Annotated in this window: 13 protein-coding genes; 6 read left to right on the forward strand and 7 right to left on the reverse strand. The window is 58.5% G+C overall.

Going from position 1 to position 12,826, the window contains the following annotated elements; all coding sequences use genetic code 11:
* Nucleotides 1-17: 17 nt before the first annotated feature.
* The 3 genes from WA411_RS00275 to WA411_RS00285 all read left to right on the forward strand — a co-directional run bounded on the left by WA411_RS00275 (nt 18) and on the right by WA411_RS00285 (nt 1,799).
* Nucleotides 18-575 (forward strand): TIGR02444 family protein, encoded by a 558-nt coding sequence (locus tag WA411_RS00275; RefSeq protein WP_291905706.1) that lies wholly within the window; start codon nt 18-20, stop codon nt 573-575.
* The gene (locus WA411_RS00280) at nt 572-958 is read left to right on the forward strand and encodes a DUF4124 domain-containing protein (RefSeq protein ID WP_069184716.1); all 387 of its coding nucleotides are present in this window, start codon (nt 572-574) and stop codon (nt 956-958) included. Before WA411_RS00275 ends, WA411_RS00280 begins: the two co-directional genes overlap by 4 nt.
* A gap of 124 nt (nt 959-1,082) precedes the next feature.
* On the forward strand, nt 1,083-1,799 hold the full coding sequence (locus tag WA411_RS00285; RefSeq protein WP_069184715.1) for an FKBP-type peptidyl-prolyl cis-trans isomerase: 717 nt from the start codon (nt 1,083-1,085) through the stop codon (nt 1,797-1,799).
* A 92-nt stretch (nt 1,800-1,891) separates the two neighbouring features.
* On the opposite strand, the gene WA411_RS00290 is transcribed toward WA411_RS00285, so the two are convergent.
* The gene (locus WA411_RS00290) at nt 1,892-2,371 is read right to left on the reverse strand and encodes an Rsd/AlgQ family anti-sigma factor (RefSeq protein WP_069184714.1); all 480 of its coding nucleotides are present in this window, start codon (nt 2,369-2,371) and stop codon (nt 1,892-1,894) included.
* 100 nt (nt 2,372-2,471) lie between these two features.
* Nucleotides 2,472-2,978, reverse strand: a complete 507-nt coding sequence (locus WA411_RS00295; protein WP_194839004.1) for a disulfide bond formation protein B — start codon at nt 2,976-2,978, stop codon at nt 2,472-2,474.
* Between the two features lie 93 nt (nt 2,979-3,071).
* On the opposite strand from WA411_RS00295, the gene WA411_RS00300 reads away from it, so the two are divergent.
* Entirely contained in the window at nt 3,072-3,521 is a 450-nt protein-coding gene (locus tag WA411_RS00300) for a flagellar basal body-associated FliL family protein (protein ID WP_291905700.1), read from the forward strand.
* A gap of 20 nt (nt 3,522-3,541) precedes the next feature.
* On the opposite strand, the gene rmf is transcribed toward WA411_RS00300, so the two are convergent.
* From rmf to WA411_RS00320, 4 genes are all read right to left on the reverse strand, one after another.
* The gene (gene rmf / locus WA411_RS00305; RefSeq protein WP_069184711.1) at nt 3,542-3,757 is read right to left on the reverse strand and encodes a ribosome modulation factor; all 216 of its coding nucleotides are present in this window, start codon (nt 3,755-3,757) and stop codon (nt 3,542-3,544) included.
* A gap of 121 nt (nt 3,758-3,878) precedes the next feature.
* A complete protein-coding gene (gene gshA / locus WA411_RS00310; RefSeq protein ID WP_291905698.1) occupies nt 3,879-5,432 on the reverse strand; it encodes a glutamate--cysteine ligase in 1,554 nt (517 codons plus the stop codon).
* Between the two features lie 66 nt (nt 5,433-5,498).
* Nucleotides 5,499-7,838 carry a Tex family protein gene (locus WA411_RS00315; protein ID WP_291905696.1) on the reverse strand — a complete coding sequence of 780 codons (2,340 nt, stop codon included), beginning with the start codon at nt 7,836-7,838 and terminating at the stop codon, nt 5,499-5,501.
* A 49-nt stretch (nt 7,839-7,887) separates the two neighbouring features.
* On the reverse strand, nt 7,888-9,624 hold the full coding sequence (locus WA411_RS00320) for a putative bifunctional diguanylate cyclase/phosphodiesterase (RefSeq protein WP_291905694.1): 1,737 nt from the start codon (nt 9,622-9,624) through the stop codon (nt 7,888-7,890).
* 143 nt (nt 9,625-9,767) lie between these two features.
* Between WA411_RS00320 and rep the strand changes: the two genes are divergently transcribed.
* Complete coding sequence (rep, locus tag WA411_RS00325; RefSeq protein WP_136631235.1) at nt 9,768-11,786, forward strand: DNA helicase Rep; 2,019 nt, start codon at nt 9,768-9,770, stop codon at nt 11,784-11,786.
* 78 nt (nt 11,787-11,864) lie between these two features.
* Here rep and WA411_RS00330 read toward each other — a convergent pair whose 3' ends face one another.
* Nucleotides 11,865-12,278 carry a c-type cytochrome gene (locus tag WA411_RS00330; RefSeq protein WP_069184706.1) on the reverse strand — a complete coding sequence of 138 codons (414 nt, stop codon included), beginning with the start codon at nt 12,276-12,278 and terminating at the stop codon, nt 11,865-11,867.
* A gap of 202 nt (nt 12,279-12,480) precedes the next feature.
* Between WA411_RS00330 and WA411_RS00335 the strand changes: the two genes are divergently transcribed.
* Entirely contained in the window at nt 12,481-12,819 is a 339-nt protein-coding gene (locus WA411_RS00335; protein WP_069184705.1) for a hypothetical protein, read from the forward strand.
* Nucleotides 12,820-12,826 lie beyond the last annotated feature (7 nt).

Genomic DNA, 12,826 nt, shown 5'->3' on the forward strand with positions numbered 1-12,826 from the left:
GGGAAGGCACAGCGCCTATGTCGGTCGGCTCGGCTACCATCCCGGATTTTTCGACATCGCCGCTTGAGTTGCCGGAAGACCTGGAACCGGAGAACCCGCTCTGGCGTTTTGCATTGGCGTTCTGGAAATACCCGGACGTTCAGACCAGCTGCCTGGCGCTTCAGGATAAGGGCTGGAGCGTAACGCGCATTCTCAGTGCGGCCTGGCTGGCTCTCTCTGAAAGGGCCTTCACCGGGGTCGAGGACGCTACGGTAACAGAGTGGCGCGACCGTGTAACCGGTGCGCTGCGCAGGGCGAGGAAGTCACTGCCCCGAAACGCCGACAATTGTCAGAAGCTCCGAAGCGGCATCGCCAGCCTGGAGCTTGAAGCCGAACAGATCGAACTGGCCTTGAGCTGGCGAACGCTAATGACCAACAACCCGGAACACAATGACATGCAGGGACGCGACACGCTGATCATATCCAATCTCGTTGCGGCGGCACCGACATCACCGGTTGATGACAGTGCCAGGCTCCTGCTGAATACACTGGCCGACACCCTGGCCCACTTCCCCAAGGGAGACCACCAGCCATGATCATGAAATGGCTAATACGGCTCTCGTTTCCGGCTCTCGGATTACTGTTATTGCTGATTTTCTTCGGCCTGAACGATCCGGAGCAGGTCTCCGAACCAGTGGCCGAAGAGGAACAACCGGAAATTCCTGCTTTCGAGGGTCTGGTACCCTCACCGATTCCCACCGAGGGCCCCGAGATCGTGTTCAAATGGCAGGACACCGATGGCAACTGGCACTATGCTGACCAGCCGCCGGAACAGGGCCGCTGGAACACCCTCGCCATTGAGCGGCGCGACAAGGCTTTCCCGCGCCTCCAATCCCCGGAGCCGGAAACAGACTGGCGATCCCCCTATAGCGCCCCTTTCTCTCTGGGACCATCCGCCGCCGGAACCAACGGCAGCTGAGCTGACGCGTACGGTTTCTTAACACATGTTCAGTGGCATCTGGCGCCGGAACCCGTTACCTTCTGCGTTCTGATAAACACATCGCGGGGCCACGCCCCGAGCACCGACGTTAAAGGATAATGCAATGAAGAAAACACTCCTTGCACTGGCAGTGACCGGCCTTGTTGCCGGCTGTTCCACACCGCCCGAAGCCCCGGAACAACCGAAACTGGATTCAACGGACCAGAAGGTCAGCTATGGCATGGGCCTGGTTCTGGGTGAGCGCATGGGCAACGACCTGCCGAACCTGCAGATGGACCAGTTCCTTCAGGGCATCCAGCATGGCCACGCCGGCGACGAGGAAGCCAAGCGTATGAGCCGCGAGGAAATCCAGCAGGCTCTGATGACCTATCAGCAGCAGCTGCAGGAAGAACAGGGCAAGCAGATGGAAGAACTGGCCCAGAAGAATCTTGAAGCGGGTGAGGCCTTCCTGGCAGAAAATGCCGAGCGTGAAGGCGTGGAAACCACCGAGTCCGGCCTCCAGTACGAGATCCTTGAACAGGGTGACGGCGAAAAGCCCGCAGCGACCGATACGGTTCAGGTGCACTACACCGGCGAACTGTTGTCTGGCGAAGTGTTTGACAGCTCCCGCGAGCGTGGTGAGCCAGTTACCTTCGCCCTGAACCAGGTCATTCCCGGCTGGACCGAGGGTCTTCAGTTGATGAACGAGGGTGCCCGCTACAAGCTCTACATTCCATCAGATCTGGCTTACGGTCCGGGCGGCAACCGGGCGATCGGTCCCAACGAAACCCTGGTGTTCGATGTCGAGCTGCTGGAGGTCAACCCGGGCTCAGGAGACTAAGTTCCGGACAGGCAGCGGTCAGTTCTGGCCCTGCCACAAAAAAACCCCAGACCGGCATGACCGGCTGGGGCTTTTTTAGATTCCGAGATTTCTCAGGCAGAGGCCACTTTGCCGGCATGGGCATTGTGAAGGTGCTCGATCAGGAAATCCTCCATCTCGAACCGGGTCTCCAGGGTTTCACCCAGCTTCGACAGCTCGCCAAACAACTCTTTGACATCTTCTTCCGACAAGTCCCGGCCATCCAGACGGTCGTTGAAGTTAAGGGCCACCTCGGTGGTCTGCTCAATCCGGGGGTAAACTTTGGCAGCCAGTTCAAGGCCACCATCGTTGAATTCCCGGGCTTCGCGGACCAGTTGCTCATAAATTTCGAAGTGGCCGGTGGAGACATAATCCACTAACACTTCACACAGGCGCACGAACTTTTCTTTCAGCGCTTCTGTCTGCGAGAAGTCATTCTCCCCGGACAGGTCGCAGTAATGCACCAAGAGCTCCTGACGCTCCTTGAGCCAGCGATCAATCAGTTCGCTGACGCCACCCCAGCGCTCCCTGGCATTTCGGCAATTTTCCAACATGACGCCTGTTCTCCGCTTGTCTTCGGTACTTCTGTGTAGGTTTTGATTTTTATTAGGTTTGGATCAAGTTACCCCATGGCTGCGGTCGCCCGCAACCGTTTCAGCCCCGAATCCATTCCCGGGCTTTTTGCCGGCGAAACATCAACACCAGACCAGTGATGACCAGCAGTGAGAAAAACACAGCCGTCCAGCCGGGGATACTCAACCCCAGGAAGCGCCATACCACCTCGGCACAGTCCCCGGTACCCCGGAGAGCGGTAGACAGGACTTCAAACCAGGGCAGGACATCAAGCATGTAGTCAACGGAAGGGCCACAGGCAGGCACCTGGTCCGCCGGGAGACTCTGCAGCCACAATTGCCGCCCTGCGATACCCAGCCCGGCTCCGGAAGTCAGCACCAGAAGAAAGCCGTAAATGCGAACACCGAACCCGGTGGGCCCCTGGAGGAAGGCCAGGAAACTAACCAAACCGGCACCCATGAAGCCAAAGCGCTGCAGCCAGCATAGCGGGCAGGGCTCCAGGCCCATCACATGCTCCATATAGAACGCCACACCCAGAAGCGCGGCACAAACAAGGAAAACAAGCCCGAACACCCATCTGCTGGTCAAAAGAACACCTCGAATCGTGAATTGAAACTGCAAGCGGCCACGGGGCCTGCTATTCTCGTCACTTAACCCTAAACCACGACCAACTTCAAGCCTATGACACGCCAGCCAAAATCCGTTCTGACACTTCTGTTTCTGTTGTTTGCCATGATGCCCTTACCCGCCGTTTCCCAGGATGAGGAGAATACCGAGGAGGAAGTGGCTGAAGAGGAAAGCGGCGTTACCGATTACATCAGCATGGATCCACCGTTCGTGACCCACGTTGGCACTCCCGGTAGCAAGCCAACCTACCTGAAAGCTGCCGTGACACTAAGGGCCCGGAGTACCAGCGCACGACCCGCCCTGGAAGCGCATATGCCACGGTTGAGACACGAACTGGTCATGCTGTTTGGTGAACAAACCGATACGGATCGTCTTACATCTATGGAAGGGCAGGTAGCGTTGCGCGAAGAAGCCAAACAGAGGATCAATGCGGTATTGGAGGAACAACAAACCGGCGAGAGCATAGCCGGTGTGCTGTTTACAGAATTCGTGGTGCAGAAGTAAGGCCGGGCCCGGCCAGTGAATCAGGCGATCCGTGAAAACAGATCGTCTGCCTGGTCCCGGTCATCCCGGGCCACCTGATCGGCGTCGTCCCAGCCGGCTTCCCAGGCGGCGATGACAACTTCACCCCGATAGGGGCAGCGGGCTTTATCCATGCCCATGGTCGCAGCCATGTAGCCCTGACGGTAAGCCTTGTTGAGCGCTTCCACATCCCAGCCGAGTTTGATATCCCTTGCCATAGCTGCTTCCCCCGATCCTGATGTTACAAAAATTAACAGCCGGATCGGGAGGAGACAAATCTTTGTTCGGTTTCTGTGCGTCAGGTCCGCAGACTTGTGAGACGGCGCACCAGCTCACTGCTCAGGAACGCAGGTATTGTTCCAGAAACTCGCTGAACGGCAGGGTATCGGCACGCTCCATCTGCGCCTGCTCGGCCAGGGACTCCGCCGTCATGGCCTCAAAGGCCTGGCGCACACTGGCATCCAGGCCTTCCTGCCTGAGGGTTTGCTGATGCTGCTGGGCCATTTCCATGCCCCACTCCCGGTGGCCCAGGCCTGACGAGCGCATGGCGTCCAGAACCCGGGCAGAGGGTACCGTCCATTCACCGCTCAAGGTCTCGCGCTGGGCAGCCAGTGCGCGACGGTAGGTGTCATCCCCCCGCCAGCTATCCAGCAACTCGGCCAGTGGTTCCAGTTGTGCCAGAATGTCGGTAGCAGCGTCTGCCACCGGGGTACGTGATCCACCACGGCAAAGCTTCAATTCCCGGTAACGGCCGCTGGCCACCACATCCTTGTAATTGTCATCAAGACGCTCGCACTCTTCATCGCCGATACGGGGCGAGTCTGACAGCAGGCAATCAAGGAGGAACAGATCGAGGAAATCGATCTGGGCCTCGTTCACGCCCACCGGTGAGAAAGGATCGAGGTCCAGACACCGTACCTCGATGTATTCCACACCCCGGGCTTCCAGGGCCTGGATGGGTTTTTCTTCCCGCTGCGTGGTGCGTTTGGGGCGCACGGCGCTGTAATACTCGTTTTCGATCTGCAGGACACTGGTGTTGATCTGGATGAACTGGTCGCCCCGGCGGGTGCCGATGGCTTCATAGGCCGGCCAGCTGGTGTGGATAGCACGGTCCAGAGTCTGGGTGTAGGTGCTGAGCTCATTGAAACAGATATTCAGTGAGGCCTGGGCATTGTTGTGGTAGCCCAGATCGCCCATCCGCAGGGAGGTAGCGTGCTCACCGTACCAGGTGCGCTGGTCAAATCGCGAGAGATCATGGTTTACGCCGGCAACAAAGCTGGCATCCAGGGCTGGCGAGGCACCGAACAGCAACATCAGCAGCCAGCTACGGCGGCGGAAGTTGCGGATGAGCCAGAAATACTGATCTGACTTGAAGTCTTTCAGGCTTTGCTCGTTGCCCAGCAATTCCTGCCACTTTTGCCAGAAACTATCGGGTAGCGACAGGTTGTAGTGGGCGCCGGCAATGCTCTGCATCATCCGCCCATACCTTACCGCCAGCCCCTGCCGGTATACGTGCTTGAGCTGGCCAATGTTGGAACTGCCGTATTCGGCGATGGGGATACTCGGATCGCCATCCAGTTCACAGGGCATGCTCGCTGCCCAGAAGACCTCATCACCGAGGTTCTGCTGCACGAAGGTGTGGATGTCACGCAGCGACTTCAGCATCCCCCCGGTGCTGTTGAACACAGGCGTGATCAGCTCCAGCAAGGCCTCTGAATAATCGGTGGTAATTCTCGGGTGGGTCAGTGCCGAACCCAGGGCTTCGGGATGCGGGGTCTGGGCGATGAAGCCATTGCGATCCACCCGCAGCCCTTCTTTTTCGACACCCTTGAGAAAACCATCCCAGTCGCTGGCAGCGAACTGACGAAATACGGAATGGCGGGATTCAGCCATGGTCGACTCCTGCTGCGGCCGGCTTGCTCTTCTGAACAACCGGCCGATGAAAAGATTGTAAACCCGTCAGCTGTCCTTGCGCGCCGAGGCAAGCGCCTGGGCCAGCGCGCCAGCCATGGCGCCCTGCGGGGATTTCTGACCGGAACCGCCACTGTTGGCGTTCCGATTACCGCCTTTACGGTTGGCCCCAGAGCGATTGGAGGCCATTGGCTTGCCCTCGTTCTTCTCGCCGGGCTGGTCATCCATGCGCATGGTCAGGGCAATTCGTTTGCGCGGGATATCCACATCCATCACCTTGACCTTGACGATATCCCCGGCCTTGACCACTTCTCGGGGATCTTTGACAAACGTGTGTGACAGCGCGGAGATATGCACGAGACCGTCCTGGTGCACGCCAATGTCCACGAACGCGCCAAAATTGGTAACGTTGGTCACCGAGCCTTCCAACACCATGCCCGGCTTGAGATCACTCAGGGTCTCAACCCCTTCCTCAAAGCTGGCAAAGCGAAATTCAGGGCGAGGATCCCGCCCCGGCTTCTCCAGTTCCGAGATAATGTCCTTGATAGTCGGCAAACCGAACTGTTCTGTTACGTAATCCTGGGGATTCAGACCACGCAGGAAGGCAGAATCGCCGATAATATCGTCCACCTTGCGGCCATTCTTCTTCGCGATGGCCTCGACCACGCCATAGGCTTCGGGATGAACCGACGACCGGTCCAGGGGATTCTCGCCGCCGGCAATGCGCAGAAAGCCCGCCGCCTGCTCAAACGTGCGGTCACCCAGCCGGGTAACCTTCAGCAGCTGTTTCCGGTTACGGAACATGCCGTTCTGGTTACGGAACTCGATGATGTTCTGGGCGATGGTCTGGTTCAGGCCCGAGACCCGTGCCAGCAATGGCGCTGAGGCGGTATTCAGGTCCACGCCCACGCCGTTTACACAGTCTTCCACCACCGCATCCAGGCTGCGGGACAGCTGCACCTGGGAGACATCGTGCTGGTACTGCCCCACCCCGATGGATTTCGGCTCGATTTTTACCAGCTCTGCCAGTGGATCCTGCAACCGGCGGGCAATGGATACCGCGCCACGGATGGTGACATCCAGATCAGGCAGTTCTTTAGAGGCGAACTCGGACGCCGAGTAAACCGACGCGCCGGACTCACTGACCACAATCCGTGCCAGCTTCAATTCGGGATAACGCTTGCTGAGATCGGCGACCAGCTTCTCAGTCTCCCGGGACGCGGTGCCATTGCCAATGGCCACCAGCTCGATCTTGTACTCCCGACACCAGGCCGCAAGTTGCTCGATGGAACGGTCCCACTGGTTCTGTGGCGCGTGAGGGAAAATGGCGCCGTGGCCGGCCACCTGGCCGGTGCCATCAATAACAGCCACCTTCACCCCGGTACGCAACCCGGGGTCCAGGCCCAGGGTCGGGCGCGGGCCAGCCGGCGCCAGCAGCAGAAGATCCTTGAGGTTAGCGGCAAAGACGTTGATGGCTTCGGTTTCGGCGGCCTCTCGCACCTGCGCCATGAGATCGGTTTCAATCTGGGTGGAAAGCTTCACCCGCCAGGTCCAGCGAACGACTTCCGAAAGCCATTTATCGGCGGCGCGGCCGTTGTCACGAATGTTCCAGCGGGCGGCAATACGCTGCTCGGCCGGATGGGGTGCGCGACGGTCGTCATCTGAATCGCCGACCACGATGGTGTAGCCGAGAACGCCTTCGTTCCGGCCCCGAAGGATGGCCAGAGCGCGGTGGGAGGGAACCTTTTTCAGGGGCTCAACATGATCGAAGTAATCCCGGAACTTGGCGCCCTCATTCTCCTTGCCTTCCACCACGGTCACTTTCAGCTGGCCTTCCTGCCAGATGAAGTCCCGCAGGCTGCCCAACAGCTCGGCATCCTCGGCAAACCGCTCCATGAGTATATAGCGCGCGCCATCCAGGGCGGCCTTGGTGTCTTCCACACCAGCTTCTTTATTCAGGTAGCCCTGGGCCGTCGTTTCAGGGTCCAGAGTCGGATCGTCATAGAGCGCGTCAGCCAGCGGTTCCAGACCCGCCTCCCGGGCAATCTGGGCCTTGGTCCGGCGCTTGGGCTTATAGGGCAGATAAAGATCTTCCAGACGGTTCTTGGTGTCGGCCTCCTGGATGGTGGCCTTGAGTTCGTCGGTCAGTTTGCCCTGCTCCTCAATGCTCTTGAGGATGGTGGCACGACGGTCTTCCAGTTCCCGCAGATAGCGCAGACGTTCTTCCAGGTTCCTCAGCTGGCTGTCATCCAGTGAGCCTGTGATCTCTTTCCGGTAGCGGGCGATAAACGGAACGGTCGCGCCCTCGTCGAGCAGTTCGACGGTGGCATTAACCTGCTGCTCGCGGACACCGAGTTCCTCGGCGATGCGCCTGGAGATACTGTTCATGCAACCTCTGTCTGATGCTTTGCCAATAAACCAGCAAAGGTACAGCGGCTTACTGCTGCAGGCAAGCGGCCTGGCCCCGCTTGTTCAGGAATTGCACAAGATCGGCCCAGGGCATGGGCCGGGCGTAGTAATAGCCCTGGATTTCATCGCAATGCTGCTGGCGCAGGAACTCCAACTGGCCTTCGGTTTCCACACCCTCGGCCACCACGCTGATCTGCAGACTGTGGGCCAGACTGATGATGGCCCGGATGATGTGTTCAGCGTCTGCCGAGTTACCCAGCTCCTGCACAAACGACTTGTCGATTTTCACCAGGGAAATCGGCAAGTGCTGAAGATTGCTCAGGGACGAAAAGCCGGTTCCAAAGTCGTCAAGGGCAAAACTGATTCCCAGCTGATTCAACTCCCGCAGGCAGCGCTGGGCGTATTCCGGATCGTGCATCATGGCGCTCTCCGTCAGCTCCAGTTCCAGCAGGCTGGTATCCACGTTGGCATTGAAGATGATGCGGAAAATGGTCTCGGTCATCTTGCGGTCGTGGAACTGCCGGAACGACAGATTGACGGCGAACACCAGGCCCGGGAAGCCCATCTCGGCCGACTCCTGCAGACGCTTGCAGGCCTGTTCGATCACCCAGTAACCGATGGGCACGATCAGCCCGCTGCGCTCGGCCACCGGAATGAATTCGTCCGGCCCTACCAGCCCCCGCTCCGGATGATTCCAGCGCAGCAGGCATTCCACACCCCGGACTTCCTCTGTGGCCAGGTCGATCCTCGGCTGGTAGTACAGCTCCAGCTCCTTGCCTCGTAAAGCATTGCGAAGATCTGCTTCCAGGCGGAGCTGGTAACCGGCGGAAATGTGCAACTGGCGGTCGTAGAAGCGGTAGCTGGTGCCAGGGTCACGCTTGGCTTCGAACATGGCACGGTTGGCCCGACGCAACAGGTTCTCGGCGGTGTCGCCGGCTTCCGGGTAGGTTGCTACGCCGAGGCTGGCACTGACCACGACCGTCTGGCCGTCTATGGTAACCGGCTCATCAAGGGCGTTAACCACCTTGCGGATGATCTGGGTGATATCCAGGGAGTCCTCAACCTTCTCGACAATGATGGCCAGCTCGTCGCCGCCGATTCGCATCAGCGAATCCACGCGCCGCAGCGAATGACGAAGCCGTTCTGCCAGTTTCATCATCAACTGGTCACTTTTTTGATAGCCAAACGATTCGTTGATGCTGCGGAAGTCATCAATGTTGAGGTGCAGCAAAGCCAGCCGATGGCCTGCCCGCTCGGCCCGCAGCAAGGCCTGCTGAAGACGATCGAAGAACAGATCCCGATTGATGAAACCGGTGGCCACCTCACGGCCCAGTTGTCCGTGGGCAGATTCGGATAACTGATCGCGGTACCAGAGGCATTTCAGGGCCCGACGGAAATCCCAGTGGTCCAGATTCTGGCGGCAAAGGTAGTCAGCGGCGCCGGCAGCAAGCAATTCGGGCGCCCGCTCCCCGGGAGGCTCGGCACTCAGGGCCAGTACGGGCTTTTCATTGCTGGCGACCGCCAGGTACTGCAGGAAGGAGGCCTCGGACCCACTGTGGAACACGCAATCCCAGACGATAACATCAAAACTGGCGTTGCGGATCAGATCATCGCAATCCACCAGATCCGGGCACCAGGTTGCGTCCGCACTGATTTCGACGTCGCCCGCCAGAAGAGCATTCAGCCAGAGAAAATCAGAATAATCTGGTGTCAGAACCAATAGGCGCAACTGTCCGGGCCTCATGGTTTCCAGTGGCAATGTCATCAAGCAGGATCCATTTATGCGTGAACAACCGAGTCCATTCCATTAATCATAGTCTATAGATCCCCAAGGTACAGGAACTCTGACTGGTGTAGAATAAGGCCACGTCCTTTATCCCCATTTCGTTCCATTCTGGCCATGTATTTGTGAACAAGCTCAACCCGAGACAAAGCGAAGCAGTGCGCTATGCCGACGGCCCCATGCTGGTGCTGGCCGGCGCAGGCAGCGGCAAGACCAGTGTGATCACCCGCAAGATCGCCTACCTGATCGAGCAGCTCGGAATTCCGGGGCGTCATATTGCCGCAGTCACCTTCACCAACAAGGCCGCCCGGGAAATGAAGGAGCGGGTTGGCCGGATCGTTGACCGAAAGCTGACCCGGGGTCTGATTGTATCCACTTTTCACAATCTTGGCCTCAACATGATCCGGGAGGAGCACACGCACCTCGGCTACCACCCCGGCTTTTCCATCTTCGACGCCGAAGATGCCAAGGCCCTGTTACAGGATCTGATGCTCCGGGAGGCCAGTGCCGAGGCCGGCGACGAGCTCAACGACATCCAGATGACCATCTCATCCTGGAAGAATGCCATGCGCGGCCCGGCAGAGGCCCTTAGCAAGGCTGCCGATGAGCGGGAACAGCGTATCGCCATAATCTACAAGAAATACAACGAATACCTGAAAGCCTACAACGCAGTGGACTTCGACGACCTTATCCTGCTGCCGGTAATGCTGTTCCGCTCACACCCGGACGTGCTGGCCAAGTGGCGCCGGAAAATCCGCTACATGTTGGTGGATGAATACCAGGACACGAACGTCTGCCAGTACGAACTGGTCAAACTCCTCGTAGCCGAGCGGGCCGCGTTTACCGTGGTGGGCGACGACGACCAGTCAATCTACGCGTGGCGTGGTGCCCGACCGGAAAACCTGGCCCAGCTCAAAGAAGACTTTCCAAGCCTCAAAATCGTCAAATTGGAGCAGAATTACCGGTCCACCGCACGAATCCTTCGCAGTGCCAACACGGTGATCGCCAACAACCCCCACGTGTTCGAGAAAGCACTGTGGAGTGATCACACCATCGGCGAAGAAATCCGGATTGTCCGGTGCCGCAACGAGGACGCGGAAACCGACCGGGTCGCCACGGAAATTCTCGACCAGAAGCTCAAGAAAGGCCTCGATTTCCGGGACTTCGCTGTGCTGTACCGCGGCAACCACCAGGCGCGACTGCTGGAAATGAAATTGCAGGCTTACCAGATTCCCTATCGGATCTCAGGCGGCCAGTCGTTTTTCTCGAAGAACGAGATCAAGGATGCCATGTCTTACCTGCGTCTGCTGATCAACCCGGATGACGATGCGGCGTTCCTGCGAGTGGTCAACGTGCCGCGAAGGGAAATCGGTCCGCGCACCCTGGAACAGCTCAGCCACTACGCCCGCTCACGCAACGTGAGCCTGTTCAAGGCTCTGGGCGACATGGGGGCAGAAACCCATGTGACGGAAAAGGGGCTGGATCGGCTCCGGCGCTTTGCCCACTGGGTGGATGCCACCTGCGAGCGACTGCACAGCGAGAACCCGGTTCCCGTCATCAAGCAGTTGTTCACGGACATCGAATACGAAGAGTGGCTGCATCAGCATTCCGGGACACCCAAGCAGGCCGAGCGCCGGATGGAAAACATCTGGTATCTGGTGGAATCCATCCAGCGCATGCTTGATGACGGTAAGGGAACCGCCGACGAACTGGGTATCGAAGATGCCATCACCAAACTGATCCTGAGGGACATGATGGAGCAGCGGGAGGAAGAGGACGACAGCGACAAGGTCCAGCTGCTCACCCTGCACGCCTCCAAGGGCCTGGAGTTCCCGCACGTGTTCATCATGGGGCTTGAAGAAGAAATCCTGCCGCACCGCAGCAGCATCGAGGAAGGCAACATCGAGGAGGAGCGGCGACTGATGTACGTGGGCATTACCCGCGCCCGGGAGACATTGACGCTGACCTATGCGGCCACCCGGAAGCAGTACGGCGAAAAGCTGGAAACCATTCCGAGCCGATTCCTGGATGAACTGCCCGAAGAAGACCTGAAGTGGGAAGGCATGGGTGACCTGGATGCGGAGGCGAACCAGAAAAAAGGTAAGGCGACCCTCAGCGCCCTGTTGGGTGACCTGGGCCTCTAGTTTCTATCCAGATGCCCGGATACCCAGATGCAAAAAAGCCCCTTTACGGGGCTTTTTCAACAAACAAAACCGCGGTGCTTACTGGCTTTGCTCGACAAGGTGTTCAACGGCTGCCTGAATTTCTTCGTCTGGGCAGCTGGCACAGCCGCCTTTCGCCGGCATGGCATTAAAACCATTGATCGCGTGACTCACCAGGGTTTCCAGACCCTTGTCGATACGGGGAGCCCAGGCATCGGCATCACCGATCACAGGTGCACCAGCGGCGCCGGTAGTGTGACAGGCCATGCACACAGCATCATACACTTCGCTGCCGGAGCGAGGGCCAGAGCTGGCAGTTTCGGTGGCCGCCGCAGCCTCGCCACATTCTTCACCCTGCAGACATACTTCACCGACCGGGCTGATACGTGCGCGGATTTCATCTTCGACGCTTGCCATTACGGCGCTAGCTGTCAGGCCTGCAACGACCAATACAGCAGCCAGGACTCTCTTCATCTTCACAATGCACCTCGCATTTGAGCGTTATAATCTTCGGTCGCCGCATTATAGCGACTGAAACCTGGCAAAAAAACCAAACAGCAAAATCATAAATTGATTTCAACCATTTTAATTGCGATTTCGTAAGTCTGGGGGTGTTTCGCGAGCAATCCGGTTACCATGGTGTTCGCCGACGTTCTACCATCCAGGACCTGTTTTCATGACCAATACGGAACCGACTTCGCCCCACCCCTTGCGCAAACCACTGCTGATCGCCGAATTCACGGCGCTGGCGGTTTTACTTGGATCCATGGGGTGGTTTTCCAGCCAGACCAGTAGCGGCCAGACAATCAGCGCCGCCTGGCTGCTCATCCCGGCCTTCGCCAGCCTGGGGGTTTTCATAAGCTTTATCGGTCTGATGTACCTTCGTTGGGTTGCCTCGGCAGACAGTGGCAACCGGTTCAGGCACAAGCTTGTTTTCTCGCTTCTGGCCGTCACGCTGATCGGCGTCTGGATCTACGGCATTGCCAACACCTGGTTCAGCCTGACTGCCAGCTAGGAGACCG

The sequence above is a fragment of the Marinobacter sp. CH_CUG1437-1 genome, assembly GCF_037029655.1.
Classification (GTDB): Bacteria; Pseudomonadota; Gammaproteobacteria; order Pseudomonadales; family Oleiphilaceae; genus Marinobacter; species Marinobacter salsuginis.